14 protein-coding genes are annotated in these 17,645 nt (G+C 60.2%); 11 read left to right on the top strand and 3 right to left on the bottom strand.

What is annotated here, in order from left to right; all coding sequences use genetic code 11:
- Nucleotides 1-16: 16 nt before the first annotated feature.
- The 7 genes from PHQ58_RS14140 (at nucleotide 17) to PHQ58_RS14110 (ending at nucleotide 11,749) form a co-directional block, all read left to right on the top strand.
- The gene (locus PHQ58_RS14140) at nucleotides 17-1,069 is read left to right on the top strand and encodes an MltA domain-containing protein (protein WP_300112040.1); all 1,053 of its coding nucleotides are present in this window, start codon (nucleotides 17-19) and stop codon (nucleotides 1,067-1,069) included.
- Nucleotides 1,070-1,122: 53 nt separating this feature from the next.
- On the top strand, nucleotides 1,123-2,091 hold the full coding sequence (locus PHQ58_RS14135; RefSeq protein WP_300111969.1) for a chemotaxis protein: 969 nt from the start codon (nucleotides 1,123-1,125) through the stop codon (nucleotides 2,089-2,091).
- Nucleotides 2,092-2,271: 180 nt separating this feature from the next.
- A complete protein-coding gene (locus tag PHQ58_RS14130; RefSeq protein ID WP_300111967.1) occupies nucleotides 2,272-5,832 on the top strand; it encodes an indolepyruvate ferredoxin oxidoreductase family protein in 3,561 nt (1,186 codons plus the stop codon).
- Between the two features lie 146 nt (nucleotides 5,833-5,978).
- Nucleotides 5,979-6,311 (top strand): preprotein translocase subunit YajC, encoded by a 333-nt coding sequence (yajC, locus tag PHQ58_RS14125; protein WP_300111965.1) that lies wholly within the window; start codon nucleotides 5,979-5,981, stop codon nucleotides 6,309-6,311.
- A 72-nt stretch (nucleotides 6,312-6,383) separates the two neighbouring features.
- Nucleotides 6,384-8,267 carry a protein translocase subunit SecD gene (secD, locus tag PHQ58_RS14120; RefSeq protein ID WP_300111963.1) on the top strand — a complete coding sequence of 628 codons (1,884 nt, stop codon included), beginning with the start codon at nucleotides 6,384-6,386 and terminating at the stop codon, nucleotides 8,265-8,267.
- A gap of 69 nt (nucleotides 8,268-8,336) precedes the next feature.
- Nucleotides 8,337-9,293, top strand: coding sequence for a protein translocase subunit SecF (gene secF, locus PHQ58_RS14115; RefSeq protein WP_300111962.1), 957 nt, complete (start codon nucleotides 8,337-8,339; stop codon nucleotides 9,291-9,293).
- Nucleotides 9,294-9,304: 11 nt separating this feature from the next.
- Nucleotides 9,305-11,749, top strand: a complete 2,445-nt coding sequence (locus PHQ58_RS14110; protein WP_300111960.1) for a DUF1631 domain-containing protein — start codon at nucleotides 9,305-9,307, stop codon at nucleotides 11,747-11,749.
- Nucleotides 11,750-11,762: 13 nt separating this feature from the next.
- On the opposite strand, the gene PHQ58_RS14105 is transcribed toward PHQ58_RS14110, so the two are convergent.
- The 3 genes from PHQ58_RS14105 to PHQ58_RS14095 all read right to left on the bottom strand — a co-directional run bounded on the left by PHQ58_RS14105 (nucleotide 11,763) and on the right by PHQ58_RS14095 (nucleotide 14,864).
- Nucleotides 11,763-12,278, bottom strand: a complete 516-nt coding sequence (locus PHQ58_RS14105) for a DUF494 family protein (protein ID WP_300111958.1) — start codon at nucleotides 12,276-12,278, stop codon at nucleotides 11,763-11,765.
- A gap of 102 nt (nucleotides 12,279-12,380) precedes the next feature.
- Entirely contained in the window at nucleotides 12,381-13,610 is a 1,230-nt protein-coding gene (gene dprA, locus PHQ58_RS14100) for a DNA-processing protein DprA (protein ID WP_300111956.1), read from the bottom strand.
- A gap of 45 nt (nucleotides 13,611-13,655) precedes the next feature.
- Nucleotides 13,656-14,864 carry a LysM peptidoglycan-binding domain-containing protein gene (locus PHQ58_RS14095; RefSeq protein WP_300111954.1) on the bottom strand — a complete coding sequence of 403 codons (1,209 nt, stop codon included), beginning with the start codon at nucleotides 14,862-14,864 and terminating at the stop codon, nucleotides 13,656-13,658.
- 130 nt (nucleotides 14,865-14,994) lie between these two features.
- On the opposite strand from PHQ58_RS14095, the gene def reads away from it, so the two are divergent.
- The 4 genes from def to PHQ58_RS14075 are packed head-to-tail and all read left to right on the top strand — an operon-like array spanning nucleotide 14,995 to nucleotide 17,565.
- Complete coding sequence (gene def / locus PHQ58_RS14090) at nucleotides 14,995-15,504, top strand: peptide deformylase (RefSeq protein ID WP_300111952.1); 510 nt, start codon at nucleotides 14,995-14,997, stop codon at nucleotides 15,502-15,504.
- Nucleotides 15,501-16,460, top strand: coding sequence for a methionyl-tRNA formyltransferase (gene fmt / locus PHQ58_RS14085; RefSeq protein ID WP_300111951.1), 960 nt, complete (start codon nucleotides 15,501-15,503; stop codon nucleotides 16,458-16,460). Before def ends, fmt begins: the two co-directional genes overlap by 4 nt.
- Nucleotides 16,460-17,206 carry an AzlC family ABC transporter permease gene (locus PHQ58_RS14080; RefSeq protein ID WP_300111949.1) on the top strand — a complete coding sequence of 249 codons (747 nt, stop codon included), beginning with the start codon at nucleotides 16,460-16,462 and terminating at the stop codon, nucleotides 17,204-17,206. The genes fmt and PHQ58_RS14080 overlap by 1 nt, the downstream gene beginning before the upstream one ends.
- On the top strand, nucleotides 17,203-17,565 hold the full coding sequence (locus PHQ58_RS14075; protein ID WP_300111948.1) for an AzlD domain-containing protein: 363 nt from the start codon (nucleotides 17,203-17,205) through the stop codon (nucleotides 17,563-17,565). The genes PHQ58_RS14080 and PHQ58_RS14075 overlap by 4 nt, the downstream gene beginning before the upstream one ends.
- Nucleotides 17,566-17,645 lie beyond the last annotated feature (80 nt).

Below are 17,645 nucleotides of genomic sequence, written 5' to 3'. Positions count from 1 at the left end.
GCCCACCCCGGAGCCCATGGTTGTGCCACCTGCGGCTGTTGTCACGCCGCAAGAGGCGAGCGCCCTACCCAGTTTGTTGCGGGGTAACAGCCGTTGGGTGGCGGTGCCTTGGCGCGAGTTGCCTGGCTTTGAGGCTGACACCTTGTTCGAAGCCTGGAACGCCTGGCTGAAAAGTTGCGAGCGCCCCGGCCCCGTGTTTGCGCCGCTGTGCCCTGAAGTGAGGCGCCTGAGCATTGGTGGTGATGAGGCCCAGCGCCAATGGCTTTTGGAGCGTCTGCAGCCCTACCGTGTGGAGCCGTTGCAGGGCAGCGCCAGCGGCTTGTTGACCGCTTACTTTGAGCCCGAGTTAGAGGCTCGGCGCATCCCGGGCGCCGGCTTTGAGGTGCCGCTCTACCAAATGCCGCTAGGGTTGACAGCGTCCAGGCCGTGGTTTACCCGGCAAGAAATTGACACACTGCCTGAGGCGCAGGCGGCGGTGCGGGGGCGAGAAATTGTTTACCTGGCTGACCCAGTGCAAGCCATGGTGCTGCAGATTCAAGGCTCGGGCCGCATGCGTGTCACCGAACCTGATGGGCGCCAACAGCTGGTACGCCTGGCTTACGCCGGTCACAACGGGCAGGCTTACCAAAGCATTGGTCGCTGGTTGCTCGATCAGGGTGAGCTGCGCGATGCCTCCTGGCCCGGCATCAAGGCCTGGATGTTGCAAAACCCGCAGCGTGTGCGCGAGCTGCTGTGGCGAAATCCCCGGGTGGTGTTCTTCAGGGAAGAGCCGCTGGGCAACTTTGACAGTGGCTTTGGCCCGCGTGGTGCACAGGGTGTGCCACTGACCCCGGGTCGCTCGATTGCCGTTGACCCCGAAAGCATTCCCTACGGCACACCAGTCTGGCTGGCGTCCGAGGGGCCGCAGCTTTCACTACAGCGGCTGGTGCTGGCGCAAGACACAGGTAGTGCCATCCGGGGTGCCGTCCGGGCTGATTATTTTGCCGGCTGGGGGGCCGCTGCCGGTGAGTTGGCGGGGCGTCTGAAGCAGCCGTTGCGCCTGTGGGTGCTGTGGCCCAAGCCGCGTTGATGGCGTTACCATAGGCCCCGAAAACAACAGTCTCAGCTTTAACAGGACTCTTCATGAACACAGCAAGCAGCAAATCCTCCATGCGCGACATTGATGAGCGCACCAACCTGGCCGGCAACAGCATGTTTGAGTTGTTGCTGTTTCGATTGGGGGAAGCGCCCGGCACCGACAAACGTGAACTATTTGGCATCAATGTGTTCAAGGTGCGTGAGATTTTGGTGATGCCTGAGATCACAGCCATGGTCAACTCGCCGCCGTCGGTGATGGGCGTGGCCAACATTCGGGGCCAGATGATCACCGTGATCAACCTGCCCCAACTGGTTGGTACCACCCCAAGCAAAGGATTGGGGATTTTGCTGGTGACGGAATTTGCCCGCACCACGCAAGCGTTTGCTGTGGAAGAGGTCAATGAGATCGTTCGCCTGGAATGGAAGCATGTGCTGTCAGCTGAAGGCCGTGGTGGTGGTCTGGTGACCAGCATTGCGCGTCTGGATGGTGCAGCCGAGAACACCCGCTTGGCTCAGGTGCTCGACGTGGAGCAAATCTTGCGCGACGTGTTCCCAGAGCAGCACAAGGTTGACGTTGACGTTTCCAGCAAGCTGCACGTTCCCCCAGGCACGGTGGTGCTGGCCGCAGACGACTCAGCCGTGGCGCGCATGATGATCGAGCAGGGCCTGAAAGCCATGGGTGTGCCGTACATCATGACCAAGTCTGGCCAGGAAGCCTGGGACCGTCTGAAAGCCATGGCCTCTGAGGCCGAGGCCAATGGCCAAACCATCAAGGACAAGGTGGCCTTGGTGCTGACCGACCTTGAAATGCCCGAGATGGACGGTTTTACACTGACACGCAACATCAAGCAAGATGCGCGTTACAGCGGCATTCCGGTGGTCATTCACTCGTCTTTGACGGGTTCCACCAACGAAGACCATGTGAAAAAAGTCGGGGCCGATGCCTATGTGGCCAAGTTTGTCGCCGAAGAGCTGGCCGACACCATCCGCAAGGTGTTAACGCGCCAGGTCTAATAGCTAAGTTGCTATAGTATCAATAGCTGTATACGCTTGTTCCATAAGGTCTACAGGCCTAAATTGCTTATAATTTGACGCCACCCCATGTTCGGTTCATGGGGTGGCGTTTTTGCTGGTTTTTAACTTCTCAATACGATGGTGTTCACGAGACACCTGACGCAAAAACTGGAGTTGCCCATGAACGCCCCCTTGCCCAAGCAGGCCCACGAGGCCTTGCAAACAGCCCGCCTTGACGACAAATACGCCCTGACCGAAGGTCGCGCCTTCATGAGCGGGGTACAAGCGCTGGTGCGCTTGCCCATGCTGCAGCGCCAGCGTGATGCCTTGGCGGGTTTGAACACCGCTGGTTTCATCAGCGGTTACCGTGGCTCGCCACTGGGTGGTTATGACCAGGCGCTGGTAGCGGCGCGCAGCCATCTGGAGGCGCAGCACATCGTATTCCAGCCCGGCGTGAACGAAGAACTGGCGGCCACGGCGGTGTGGGGCACTCAGCAGCTCGACCTGTACCCGCAAAGCAAAAAACACGACGGCGTCTTTGGTATCTGGTACGGCAAGGGGCCAGGTGTGGACCGCAGCGCTGACGTGTTCAAACACGCCAACATGGCCGGCACTGCGCGCCATGGCGGCGTGGTGGCGGTGGCGGGCGACGACCATGTCAGCAAAAGCTCGACCGCCGCGCACCAGAGCGATCACATCTTCAAGGCTTGTGGCTTGCCGGTGTTTTTTCCGTCCGATGTGCAGGGCATTTTGGACATGGGGCTGCACGCCATTGCGTTAAGTCGCTTCTCGGGCGTTTGGGCTGGCATGAAGACGATTCAGGAGGTGGTGGAGTCCAGCAGCTCGGTCGATGTCAGCCTGGGCCGCGTCAAGATTGTCATGCCCGAAGATTTCGCCATACCCGCAGGCGGCCTGCACATCCGCTGGCCCGACCCGGCGCTGGACCAGGAAGCCCGCCTGATGGACTACAAGTGGTACGCCGCGCTGGCCTATGTGCGCGCCAACAAGCTCAACCACAACGTCATAGTCAGCGCGCAAGACCGCTTTGGCATCATTGCCAGCGGCAAGGCGTTCAATGACACACGGCAAGCGCTGGCGGATTTAGGTCTGGATGCGGCCACCTGCCAGCGCATCGGCCTGCGCCTGCACAAGGTCAACGTGGTGTGGCCGCTCGAAGCCAGCATCACCCGCGACTTTGCCCATGGGCTGCAAGAAATTCTGGTGGTAGAAGAAAAACGTCAAGTCATCGAATACCAGCTGAAAGAAGAGTTGTACAACTGGCGCGTGCGCCCCAATGTGGTGGGCAAGTTTGATGACGAGGGTGACGGCAGTGGTGGCGAGTGGAGCCAGCCCAATCCGGGGGCCAGCGCCTTATTGCGCGCCAATGCCGACCTGAACCCGGGCCTGGTCGCCAAAGCCATTGCCAAACGCCTGAAAAAGCTCGGTGTGCCGGACGATGTGGCGGCGCGCATGGACCAGCATCTAGCCCTCCTGGAGGCCAAGGAGCGAGGTGCGCTGGCGCTCAAAACCGACACTGGCGAGCGCACGCCCTGGTTTTGCAGTGGTTGCCCGCACAACACCAGCACCCGCGTGCCTGAAGGCTCACGCGCATTGGCTGGCATCGGCTGCCATTTCATGACGGTCTGGATGGACCGTTCAACCAGCACCTTCAGCCAGATGGGTGGCGAAGGTGTCGCCTGGGTCGGGCAACAACCCTACACCACCGACACCCACGTGTTTGCCAACCTGGGCGACGGCACCTACTTTCATAGCGGCCTGTTGGCCATTCGCCAGAGCATTGCCGCCGGGGTCAACATCACCTACAAAGTGCTTTACAACGATGCCGTGGCCATGACCGGCGGCCAGCGTGTGGGAGAGCGCGCTGAAGGCCACAGCGTGCTGCAAATCATGGCCAGCCTGGTCAGTGAAGGCGTGGCCAAACTGGTGATCGTGACCGACCAGCCTGAAAAATACGCTCATCAGGCGCTGGTGCCTGGGGTGACGGTGCACCACCGCGATGAGCTCGATCGCATCCAACGCGAGTTCCGTGAGCTCAAAGGCACCACGGCGATCATTTATGACCAGATGTGCGCTACCGAAAAACGCCGCAAGCGCAAACGCGGCACGCTTGTTGAGCCCGATGAGCGGGTGGTCATCAACGCGCTGGTGTGCGAAGGCTGCGGCGACTGCGGTGAGCAGTCCAACTGCCTCAGCATTGAGCCGCTTGAAACCGAATTTGGCCGCAAGCGCAGCATCAACCAAAGCAGCTGCAACAAAGACTTCAGCTGTGTCAAAGGCTTTTGCCCGAGTTTTGTCACGGTCAAGGGTGGGCAACTCAAAAAACCCAAAAAGGACCAACAAGGCCGCCTGAGCACCTTGCCGGGTCTGCCAGAACCGGTGCTGCCGAACGTGGATGCGGCCTGGGGCATCGTGGTCGGTGGCGTCGGTGGCACCGGGGTCATCACCCTTGGCCAGCTGCTGGGCATGGCAGCGCATCTGGACGGCAAAGGCGTGGTCACGCAAGATGCCGGTGGCTTGGCGCAAAAAGGCGGGGCCACCTGGAGCTTTGTCCAGATCGCCAACACCGCCGATGCCATTTACACCAGCAAGGTGGACACCGCCAAGGCGGACCTGGTGCTGGGCTGCGATGCCATCGTGGCCGCCAGCAAAGTCACGCTCAATGTGATGCAGCACGGGCGCACTTTTGTGGCACTGAACAGCCACGCCACGCCCACGGCGGCGTTTGTCCATAACCCGCAGTGGCAGTTTCCTGAAGGTGGGTGCGAGGCCGCCATTGCGGCCAATGTGGGCGTGCAAGCTTTGGGTGTGTTTGATGCGGAGCAGGTGGCCATCCAAGCGTTGGGCGACGCGATCTACACCAACCCCCTCTTGCTCGGTTATGCCTGGCAAAAGGGCCGGGTGCCACTGAGCCGCGCCGCCTTGCTGCAGGCCATGGCACTTAATGGCGTGCAGGTGGCCAACAATCAGGCCGCGTTTGAGTGGGGCCGTCACTGCGCGCATGACTTGACGGCGGTGCAGGCGCTGCTTCAGGTCGGCCAAGTGATCGAATTTGTCAAAAAGCCCGCGCTGGCCGAGGTCATTGCCAAACGCGTGGCGTTTTTAACCGCTTATCAGAACACCGCCTACGCCGCCCGCTACCAACAAGCCATGGCTGACGTGCAACGGGTGGATGTGTTGCTGGGCAAAACGGCGCTGAGTGAGGCCGTGGCGCGCAACCTGTTCAAGTTGATGGCTTACAAGGACGAGTACGAGGTGGCGCGGCTTTATACCGAGGGCAGTTTCAGGTCCACGGTTGCGCAGCAATTTGAAGGTGACTACCAATTGCACTTTCATCTGGCACCGCCTCTGCTGGCTAAAACCAATGACAGGGGCGAGTTGGTCAAGCAACGCTTTGGCCCATGGGTCATGGTTGCCTTCAAAGGGCTGGCGCGACTCAAAGGCTTGCGTGGCACTGCGCTGGATGTGTTTGGCCGCTCTGACGAGCGGCGTCAGGAACGCGCCTGGATCGAGCGGTATGAGGCTGTGTTGCTGGAAATATGTGACAAATTGACCTCTAGCCACCGTGAAATAAGCGCAGGTAGCTATCAAATTGCGGTTTCCCTGGCGACTATTCCGCAAGACATTCGAGGTTTTGGCCATGTCAAGGTGCGGGCCATGACCGCCGCTATGAAAAAATGGTCCGGGTTGTTGGGTCGTTTTCGGACCGGCAACCCGGCCTGACAAGGCTGTGGGGGGCGTCATCAAAGGCCATCAGTGGCCGTGGAAACTGCCCGCATACAATGGCAAGTTGCCTGATTTTTGTGCGAATGCGCACATTGGTTGGGCGGTTTGCCTTTTTTTATTGATTCAAATCATTGGAGTTTGCCGTGTTTATTTCTTCTGCCATTGCTCAAACCGCCCCCGCAGCAGCCGCTGGCGGTGACCTGCAGTCTTCCCTGATGGGCATGCTGCCGTTGGTGCTGATGTTTGTGGTGCTCTACTTCGTGATGATTCGCCCGCAAATGAAAAAGGCCAAAGAGCACAAATCCATGGTCGAATCTTTGGCCAAGGGTGATGAAGTCGCCACAGCCGGCGGCATCCTGGGCAAGGTCACCAAATTGGGTGACAGTTTCATCAACATTGAAGTGGCCAATGGAGTTGAAGTCCAGTTGCAACGCAGCGCCGTGGTGCAAGTCTTGCCCAAGGGCAGCATCAAATAAGTTTCGCCGGCGCTGGTCTGTGCCAGTTGGGTTTGTGTCAGTTTTCTCCAGTTTGATGTCAGAAGGGCGATCATGAATCGTTACCCGGTTTGGAAATACGTGGTCATCCTGATCGCGCTGGTGGTGGGCTTTGTGTATGCCCTGCCGAATTTTTTTGGCGAGTCGCCAGCGGTGCAGGTGTCTGCGGCCAAGCCCTTGGTCAAGGTCGACACGGGCACGCTGGCTCAGGTGGAGGCGGCGCTGAAGGCCGCTGGCGTTGCTGCTGATGTGGTGACGCTCGAAGGCGCGTCGATCAAGGTGCGTCTGGCCAACACCGACGCCCAGCTCAAGGCCAAAGACGCCATCCAGAAAGCGTTGGTGCCTGATGCTGGCAACACCGGTTATGTGGTGGCGCTGAATCTGTTGTCGCGCTCGCCGGCCTGGTTGTCTGGTTTGCATGCCTCGCCCATGTACCTGGGGCTGGATTTGCGCGGTGGTGTGCACTTCATGCTGCAGGTGGACATGCAGGCGGCGCTGACCAAACGCGCCGAGTCGCTCACGGGCGACGTGCGCACCAGCCTGCGCGAGAAGAACATTCGCCACAGTGGCATCAGCCGCAACGCACAAACCATTGAGGTGCGTTTTCGCGATGTCGCCACGTTGGACGCCGCCAAAGCGGTGTTCCAGGACCAATTTACTGATTTGCAAACGGTAGACGCTGCCGACGGGGCCGAGTTCAAGCTCACTGCCGCCATCAAGCCGGAGGCGGCGCGCCGCATTCAGGACCAGGCGCTCAAGCAGAACATCACCACCTTGCATAACCGCATCAACGAACTTGGCGTGGCCGAGCCGGTGATTCAGCAGCAGGGCCTGGACCGCATCGTGGTGCAGTTGCCTGGCGTGCAAGATACCGCCAAGGCCAAGGACATTTTGGGTCGCACCGCCACACTTGAAGTGCGCATGGTTGACGAAAGTGCCGAAGCCCGTGGGGCCGAGGCCGGTACCGGTGTGGTGCCCTTTGGCTCAGAGCGTTATCTGGAGCGCAATGGCCAGCCCGTGATCGTCAAAAAGCAAGTGATCTTGACCGGCGAAAACCTGACCGATGCACAGCCCGGCTTTGACAGCCAGACGCAGGAACCCACCGTCAACTTGAACCTGGACGCCAAGGGCACCCGCATCTTCCGCGATGTGACGCGTGAAAACATTGGCAAACGCATGGCCATCTTGCTGTTTGAAAAAGGCAAGGGCGAAGTGGTGACCGCGCCGGTGATTCGCTCTGAAATCGGCGGCGGCCGGGTGCAAATCTCGGGCCGCATGACCACCATGGAAGCCAATGACACGGCGCTGCTGTTGCGTGCTGGGTCGCTTGCGGCGCCGATGGAAATCATTGAAGAAACCACCATTGGCCCAAGCCTGGGTGCTGAAAACATTGCCAAGGGCTTTGACAGCGTCACCTGGGGGTTTGTGGCGGTGGCCATTTTCATGTGCGCCTATTACATGCTGTTTGGCGTGTTTTCCAGTATTTCGCTGGCATTCAACCTGCTGCTGTTGGTGGCCGTTTTGTCCATGCTGCAAGCCACCTTGACGCTGCCCGGCATGGCCGCCATGGCGCTGGTGTTGGGTATGGCGATTGACTCGAATGTGTTGATTAACGAGCGCATTCGTGAAGAATTGCGTGGCGGGGCCTCAGCGCAAGCGGCCATCCACACCGGTTATGACCGCGCCTGGGCCACCATTTTTGACTCCAACATCACCACCATGATTGCCGGCTTGGCTCTGCTGGCCTTTGGCTCGGGACCGGTGCGTGGTTTTGCCGTGGTGCACGTGCTGGGCATCATGACCAGCATGTTCTCTGGCGTGTTTTTCTCGCGTGGCTTGGTTAACCTTTGGTATGGCCGCAAAAACCGCCTGAAAACCGTGTCCATTGGCACCATCTGGCGCCCTGATACGGGTACGGCACTCAAGACTGAATCGTAAAACCTTGCGGGACAGACCGCAGCTACACAAAGTGAGCCAGCTCTGTCCCCAACTGATTAGAAAGAGACCATGGAATTTTTTAGGATCAAGCGGGACATCCCGTTCATGCGCCATGCCCTGGTGTTCAACCTCATCTCGGGCCTGACGTTTCTGGCGGCGGTGTTTTTCCTGTTTTCACGCGGGTTGCATTTGTCGGTGGAGTTCACCGGCGGCACCTTGCTTGAGGTGACTTATTCTCAACCGGCTGACCTAGGCATGGTGCGCAACACCGTGGCCAAGCTCGGGTTTGCCGATGTGCAGGTGCAAAACTTTGGCACCGCGCGTGACGTGCTGATTCGCCTTCCGGCCCAGAAAGGCGTCAGTTCGGCTCAGCAAAGCACGCAGGTGATGGCGGCTTTGAAAGTGGCTGATGCCTCAGCCACCATGCGTCGCACCGAATTTGTTGGCCCCCAGGTCGGCGACGAGCTGGCCGCAGACGGGCTCAAGGCGCTGGCTTTTGTGGTAATCGGCATCATGATTTACCTGGCCGTGCGGTTTGAATGGAAGTTTGCCGTGGCGGCCATCATTGCCAACATGCATGACGTGATCATCATTCTGGGCTTTTTTGCCTATTTTCAGTGGGAGTTTTCCCTGCCGGTGCTGGCTGCGGTGCTGGCGGTCCTAGGCTATTCGGTGAACGAGTCGGTGGTGATTTTTGACCGGATTCGTGAAAACTTTCGTCGTTATCGGAAAATGACCACGGTTGAGATCATCAACAACGCCATCACCTCCACCATCAGTCGTACCATCATCACCCATGGGTCGACACAGATGATGGTGCTGTCGATGTTGTTGTTTGGCGGCGCCACCTTGCACTACTTTGCACTGGCGCTCACCATTGGCATTTTGTTTGGCATTTACTCTTCGGTATTTGTCGCTGCTGCCATTGCCATGTGGCTGGGCATTGCGCGTGAAGACCTGGTCAAAGGGGGAGCGGCCAAACAAGACATTGACCCGAACGACCCCAACGCAGGAGCAACGGTCTAAAATTTCCAGCTATGGTCACATCGATTCCACCTCGGGCTGGGTCTGCACTGGCGTTCAGGGTCCGTAAGGAACTGATGGCCCATGCCAGCGTGGCCATGGCCTCGCTGCTGAATGTGGTTCAGGAGCGGTTGCTGACCCTGATGGACGAAGCTGCCCCGTCGCGTGAGAAGCAGCTTCGGCGTGACGCCTGGATGGCCTACCAAAAGCAGAGAAATCACTGGCACGACGGCGTCGTGAAAGCCTGGCAAACTGCCTTGATGGCCCCGCCTGCCGTGCGAACCCCTTCGCTGGCGCTGGACGGTGGCTTTGAACTCATTGGCACCGAGGTGGTAGAGAACAAGATCGTCGCCTCTCGTCTGGCGCTGGGCCTGATGGAAATTGCCGCCACCGAAGTCAATGACTTGCGCACTCGACTCAAGGCAATCAACGGCGGGCGCGACCTCACCTCACAAGACATCGTTCACCCGGAAACCCTGTTTTTGGCAGTGGTTGAGCAATGGACTGACTCTGGGATGCCGCGTGAGGCCTGGCCCCTGGTCAGTGACGTGGTGCAACGGCACCTGTTTGAACCTTTCAAGGTCGCTTACGCCCAAGGTAACGCGCTGCTGATTGAGCAAGGTGTGCTGCCCGTGATTGAGTTCAACAAAGGCGTCAAACCGTCAGGGTTTGCGCCATCCGGTTTTTCTGATCAAGCGGCGAGCGCTTCGGGGGCGGGGGCTTTCACGCCCGGTCCGGGCAGTCAGGTGGGGCAGCCCGCGACAAGAGGCCATGGGCCGGGCATGCGCGGTGGCGCTGGGCAAACGCCGGGCGGGCAGGGGCTTGCGTCCGGTTTGGGTGCTTATTGGCGTGGTTCGCGCGCACAAGGCTTGATGGACCAGATCAGCCGGTTTCTCGTCGGCACTGCACCCCAAACCGCTGTGATGCCGTTGTCGGGCGGTACAAGCCCAGCCGGTGGTGCTGTTTTCATGTCTGGCGCACCGATGGGCGCCATGCCCATGGGGGGCGGGTCGGCTGGGGGAATGCCGGTCGGTGGGGCCTTTGAGATGCCGTCTGGTGGGCCGTCGGCGCCCTTGATGACGGTGTTGGCCCAGTTGCCACGGCTGGGCGATGCTTATTACAGCAGTCAGCCCGGCGCGGTCTACCAAGTGGCGGCGCCCATTCTGCTGCAACGCGTGGCAGATGAAATGCGCCAGCAGTCTGCCGAGATCAAAAGCAAGGCCGGCACCGATGCTGAAAAAGCCATCGTGGAACTGGTGGCGTTGATGTTTCAGTCGATTCTGGAAGAAGACCGCATTCCGCCTGGCATTCGGGTTTGGTTTGCCCGTTTGCAGATGCCTGTGTTGCGCATGGCCTTGGCCGAGCCCGACTTTTTCACCAAGCTGGATCACCCCGCGCGCCAGCTGATTGACCACATGGGCTCCTGCGTGCTGGGTTTTGACGCCAGTGGCATCAGCAGTGCAGCACTGGAGGTCGAGGTCAAGCGGATTGTTCAGGTGATCGAGCAGTACCCAGAGACCGGCGTGCGCGTTTACCAGCGGGTGTATGAGGAATTCCAGGTGTTTCTGAAAAAGCACTTGACGACAAAACCGAACACACAAAAAGTGGTGGGTGTGGCCGAGCGGGTCGAACAAAAGGAAACGCTCACCATTCAGTACACCATTGAGTTGCGCAACCAGATCAAGGACATGCCGGTGCGCGACGAGATCCGCGAGTTCTTGTACAAGGTGTGGGCCGAGGTGTTGGCGATTTCTGCTGTGCGCCAAGGCCCGCAGCACGAAGAAACGCTGCTGCTCAAGAAGACCGCATCTGACCTGATCTGGGCGGCCAGTGCCAAACCTAACCGTGCCGACCGGGCCCGCGTCATCAACGACCTGCCCGACCTCTTGCAGTGCCTGCGCAGCGGCTTGGCCCTCATGAACATGGTTCAGTCGGCGCAAGAGGCGCACGTCAAGATCATCAGCGCCGTTCTGGTGGAGGCGTTCATGTCCAAAACCGAGGCCATCGCCGATGAGCAGATTCAGGCGCTGGCCAAACGATTGGCTAATTTGGAGGACTACGTTACCGACGATGGCACCGAAGAGCTGCCGCTGGATGTCGACAGCATCGAGGAGTTGCTGGGCATTGACGCCTCCGGGCTGGAAGTGATCACACAAGGCGGAGGTGCCGCCACCCCGGTCATGCTGGAATGGGCCCACGGCCTGGATCTTGGCGCCTGGTTTGTATTGAACTTCAACGCCCAGGAAATCCAGGTGCAGTACGTCTGGCGCAGCCCGCTTGGGCACCTGCATTTGTTTGCATCAAATCTGGGGCGCAGTTATTTGATTCAGACGGTTCGTTTGGCGGCCTATTTGCAGGCCGGGCTGCTTGAGCCGCAAGAGCGCGAGCCACTCACGCTGCGCGCCACCCGCAACGCACTGGGAAAGATCGAGGCGAATCCGGAACGTTTGCTCGGCTGAAGACAAGTGCCAGTCAATGGCCCACGCGGGTCTCGCGGTTGTCGCACAGCTCGTCGAGCACCAAGGCATCGGGCTCTTCTCCCAAGCTCCAGAAGACCATCAGTACGATGAGCTTGAGGTCATCTACCGTGAGTTCGTCAGCTGGTGTCGCCATGGCCCGGTCCATCACCAGCTCAAACCTTTGCCAGGGCAGCACCTCGGCAGACACTAAAAACGCCATCAAGCCCCAACCCTCGCGGCCCAGGCGGGCCTGCTCGGCTGGGGTCAAGACGCGCAAGGCGTGCACCGGGGCCGGGGTGGGCAGGTTGCTCAGGGCGGCTACTTCTGTGGTGAGCGCGCTCGCGTTGACGCCCGGTTTGGGCGGCGCACTGCGCGTGGCATTTTTCAACTCTTCCAGCCAGACCAGGGCATCTTGAATCTCGTCGTCGTCAAAACCGACGGCGTTGAGTTTGCGCTGCAGGGCAGGCCGTGCTGGGCAGGCATCGCCGCACCAGTAGTTCTCAAATACAAAGGCAAGGACTTCAAACATGCAGCCACTGTACTGTGAAGAGCGTGTGTCAAACGGGTGAATTGGGCGACTAATTCGACCTGGGTGAAAGGTCCCGCCAAAAGTCCGTCAATAGTGTCGCGATCAGACCCGCGCCAGGCGTTGAAACAGCCCGCCGGGCAACCGCGCCACGTCGCCGTCAAGTTCCAGTCCCATCAGTTGTGCTTGCAGGTCAGACGTATCGAGACCGCATCGCGCCTGCAGGGCATCCAGCCCCACGGGGTCAAAGCCGAGTGCGGCCAGGAGCGCTGAGTTTTCATCAAAAAGACCTGTAGTCGTTTCGTCATATGCACTACCCGCTATTGATGTTGTAGCGATTGACATGCCCATCGGCCATTTTAGTTCTTCCAGAATGTCTTGTGCCGACTCCACCAGCTTGGCCCCTTGCTTGATCAGCGCATGGCAGCCACGCGACTGCGCCGCGTGAATCGAGCCGGGGATGGCAAACACATCCTTGCCTTGCTCGGAGGTTAGCCGGGCGGTGATCAGCGACCCTGATTTCAGTGCTGCTTCGACCACCAGCGTGCCATTGGAGAGGCCGGCAATCAGACGGTTCCGCTTGGGAAAATTGGCGGTCAGGGGCGGTGTGCCCAGCGGGTATTCGCTCACCAGCAAGCCGTGCGCAGCAATCCGGTGTGCCAGGTCGCGGTGCGCCCTGGGGTAGACGCGGTCGAGCCCGGTGCCAACCACGGCGACCGTCGCTCCTACCCCGGCTGTGGCGGACACGCCTTCCAAAGCGCCTTCATGGGCGGCGCCGTCCACGCCCAGTGCCAGGCCGCTGACCACGGTCAGCCCGGCTTGCGCTATGGCCTTGGCAAACAGCCGGGCGTTGGCCAGCCCCTGTGGGGTCGGGTTGCGGCTGCCCACCACAGCCAGGCTAAGGGCCGGGTCAATGGCGCACTTAATTGCTATATTATATATAGCTACTTGCGCATTATTTATAAGGGCTACAGGGCTAATTTCCTTAAATTTTCCGACGCCCAGCAGGTACAGCATCAGCGGTGGGTCGTCCAGGCTGAGGAGCGTTTGTGGGTAGCCGCTGTCACCCAGCGCGACGATTTGGTGGCGAATGCCTGCGGGAGCGTCTTGCTGCAGCCAGGCCCAAGTGGTGTTGACGAGTGCATCCAGTTCAGGCGGTGTGCTGCGCAGGGCTGCCACCTGTGCGCTGCTGGCGACTTGTCCTAACGCGCTGGTGGGCTGCTCAAAAATAGCTTGCGGCAGGCCAAAGGCACCCAGCAGCTTGCGCGCCGTGGCATTGCCAACGCCGGGTGTCAGAGTCAAGCGCAGCCAGGCGGCCAGTTCTTCACGTTCCACTTGAGCAGTCGTTGGGCGGGTCAGTGCGTCGTCGGTGCGGCTGGGTCAGTTGGGGTTGACCAGATGGTCGCCCACTTTGACACCGCTGGTGATGTCGAGCACCAGCGCATAAGACAGCCGCTCAAAGGGGCGAAACACCATCAGTAAGCCGTTGCGCTCATCGGGCAGTTTGATTTGCGGCAGGGTGGCGTCGGTTTTATCGACCATGCGGGCGCCGGCTTTCATGATGGCCAACACGTGGCCGCTCTCCACGCCGTCACGCGTGCCGCGGTTGATCACCACCACCTGGTTTTGTGCCGCGTTGGCCACGGCACTGCCGTACACCGACACAACACGCGCGTCGATGGGGTTTTGTGGTGCATGCGGCACATAACTTTGCAGCGTGCGTGGTGGCTCGGGCAGCAGGCGGTCACCCACGCGCATCTCTTCCTTGGCATCGGTGATGTCGATGGTGGCGGGAATGATGTCGGTGCGGCTCTTGCCCTCGGCGTCCAGGCTGGTCTGGGTGCTTTCGCTTTGGGCCAGCAAGGCTTTGCCAACGTACTGCGCCTCATAACCCAGCACTTCACCGGTCAAAGGGTCTTTCAAAGGGGTGGCGTTGCGGAACACGCGATAGGCTTTTTGCTTTTGCTTGGGGTCGTCCAGCAGCTCGGCACCGGCATTTCCGCGGGCATAGGCGCGGTCACCGCGGGTCAGCAGCACCCGGCTGTCTTGCGCCGCCACGATGCGTGGTGCTGCGCTCAGGCCCAACTCGTCCACGATCACCGGCTCGGCCAAGAAGGGCTCGATCAGCTGGCTCTTGAGGGTGGGTAAGGCGTTGGCTGCAAGACTTTCGCTGCGCGTGCGCGGCGACAAGCGCACAGTGGGTAGGTCATTGCCCGTGCCGGCGCCCATGCGCAGGCGGGCGCGGCCGTTGCTGGTGTCTAAAAACAGCGTTTGCCCGGGGTAGATCAGGTGCGGGTTTTTGATGTCGGCCAGGTTCATGCCCCACAGTTCTGGCCAGCGCCATGCGCTTTTCAGGAACAGGCCAGAAATGGCCCACAACGTGTCGCCAGGCTTCACCGTGTAGCTTTGCGGCGCATTGGGGTTGAGCTCGCTCATAGCCACACCACTTTGGGCAACCTGGGTTGCGGTGGCGCGTTGTTGCGCGGTGATGGGGTAGTTTTGCGCCAGCGCCGGGGCGCCCAACAGGCCAAGGCCCGCCGCAAGCGCCGCAAGCCTGAAAGAAACTTTGGTCAAGCCGAGTTTTGCCATGGTGTCGTGCATCCTGTTAAATCGCGTGAGATTTTGCGCCCAAGCCCTTGATTGAACGACGATTGTCACCCGACAGCCGGACGTATTGGCGCAAAAATGGCGAAAATACCACCTTCTTTGAAGCGACACCATGGCTCTACTCCCAATTCTTTGTTATCCCGACCCCAAGCTGCACACCGTGGCCCAGCCCGTGCACGCCGTTGACGCGCGCATCAAGACCCTGATTGCCGACATGTTTGACACCATGTATGAGGCCAAAGGCATCGGCCTGGCCGCCAGCCAGGTTGATGTGCATGAGCGTGTGATTGTGATTGACACCTCCGAGGGGCGTGATACGCCGCTGGTGCTGATCAACCCCAAAACGCTTTGGGCCAGCCCTGAAATGCACATGAACGAAGAGGGCTGCCTGTCGGTGCCCGGCATTTACGATGGCGTGCAGCGCCACGACCTGATCAAGGTGGAAGCGCTTGACGCCGATGGCCAGTTGCGTCTGATTGAGGCCGACGGCCTGCTGTCGGTGTGCATTCAGCATGAAATGGACCACTTGCTGGGCAAGGTGTTTGTCGAGTATTTGTCGCCCTTGAAACGCAACCGCATCAAAACTAAAATGATCAAGGCCCAGCGCGAGGCCCGCGATTGAAGGTGATTTTTGCTGGTACGCCCGAGTTTGCTGCCGTTGCCTTAGGTGCCTTGCACGCGGCCGGCCACGAGGTGGTGTTGGTGCTGAGCCAACCAGACCGTCCGGCCGGGCGTGGCATGAAGCTGCACGCCTCGCCGGTGAAGCAGTTTGCGCTTGACCACGGCATGGCGGTGGCACAGCCGCGCAGCCTGCGTCTTGACGGTAAATACCCCGAAGACGCGCAAGCCGCCCGCCAAGCCATCGAGGCTGCGCAGGCCGACGCCATGGTGGTGGCAGCTTATGGCCTGATCCTGCCGCAGTGGGTGCTGGATGTGCCGCGTTTGGGCTGCTTCAATATCCATGCCTCCTTGTTGCCGCGCTGGCGCGGTGCGGCGCCAATCCACCGCGCCATTGAAGCAGGTGATGTGCAAACTGGCGTCACCATCATGCAAATGGATGCGGGACTAGACACCGGCGACATGCTGCTGACCCAGGCGCTGCCCATCCTGCCCACCGACACCACCGGCGTGCTGCACGACCGCCTGGCCGATTTGGGCGGCCAGCTGATGGTGCAAGCGCTTGAACTGGCCATCCAGGGCAAGCTGCAGCCGGTGCCCCAGCCGCTTGAGGGCATCAGCTATGCGCACAAAATTGACAAGGCCGAGGCCACCATCGACTGGGCCCTGCCCGCGCTCACCATCACCCGACGCGTACGCGCGTTCAACCCATTTCCTGGCGCCAGCACCTTGTTACATGGTGAGGTGCTCAAGGTTTGGGCGGCAGAGCTTGGCGAAGGTGTGCCCCCGCCCACCCAGATTTATGGGCAAATAGTGGCTCTAGCCCCCGTAGGTATTGCGGTGGCAGCTATGAACTCAATAGTGCTCATTGCCGAGCTTCAGCGCCCTGGTGGCAAGCGTCTGGCGGCCGCCGAATTTCTGCGCGGTAACCCCTTGCAAGTCGGACAGGGTTTGGGTTGATGCGCCGGTGGCACGCCAAGGCGCGCGGCTGGTGGCAACACCCGGCCTTTGCTCGTGGCCTGCGTGAAATGGCTGCGGTGTCGCCAGGCCTGGCCGCTTGGGGCTTGATGACTGGTGTGGCCATGGTCAAGTCGGGCATGAGCACGTTTGAGGCGGTGGCCATGAGTTTGCTGGTGTTTGCCGGCAGCTCACAACTGGCGGCCATGCCCTTGATCGCAGCGGGGGCGCCGGTGTGGGTGATCTTGTCGACCAGCTTTTGTGTGAATTTGCGTTTTGTGGTGTTCAGTGCCCACATGCGTCCTTATTTGATGCACCTGCCGCTGCGTTGGCGGCTGTTTCACGGCTACCTCACGGCTGACCTGAGTTATGTGTTGTTCACCCGGCACTTCCGCCACCCGCCTGCTGGCGACACCGAGCAGCGTGAGCAGTTGGCCTACCTGAGTGGCGGCAGTCTGTTCAATTGGCTCAGTTGGCAAAGTGCCAGTTTGCTCGGCATTGCATTGGCCAATGTGATTCCGACGCATTGGGGTCTGGGTTTTGCCGGCATTTTGGCGCTGCTCGGGGTGGGCTGCTCCTTGGCGTCCAGCCATTTGCGGCGTGTCTCGGCCGGGGTGGCCGGTATGGCGGCGGTGGTGGCCTATGCCTTGCCGCTCAAGCTGAACATTGTGGTGGCCATCGCGAGTGCGGTGGCGCTGTGTCTGATCATCGAAGAAACCTGGCCCAAAGCGCCGGTTGTGCCGTCATGATGGGCCCCAATTCGAACGGCTCCGACCTCTGGACGCTGGCGGTGATCATCGGTCTTGCCCTGATCACCGTGCTCACCCGCTGCTTCTTTTTCATGAGCAACCAGCCTTGGCACTTGCCGCATTGGGCGCAACGCGGCTTGCAATACGCGCCCATTGCGGCGCTGGCCGCCGTGGTGGCCCCTGAGGTATTCATGACCCAGGGCCAACTCATCACCACGTGGCAAGATGCCCGCATTTACGCTGCGTTGGCCGGTGCCGCCTATTTTTTCTGGCGCAAGGGCCAAGGCCAGGCTGTGCTTGGCACTATTGTGTCGGGCATGGCGGTGTACTTGCCGCTGCATCTGGGGTTTGGGTGGTAGCGGCTGATGGTCGGGTTTGGTCCGATATCGACTTAAGCTAAAGTGTTGACCCATGAGAGCAGGCCCCTAAAATAAAACTT

Origin of the sequence: Rhodoferax sp. (assembly GCF_028688795.1) — a bacterium.
GTDB lineage: Bacteria > Pseudomonadota > Gammaproteobacteria > Burkholderiales > Burkholderiaceae_C > Rhodoferax.
The sequence above is the reverse complement of the archived record's forward strand: the minus strand, read 5'-3'. Positions and strand labels throughout refer to the sequence as shown.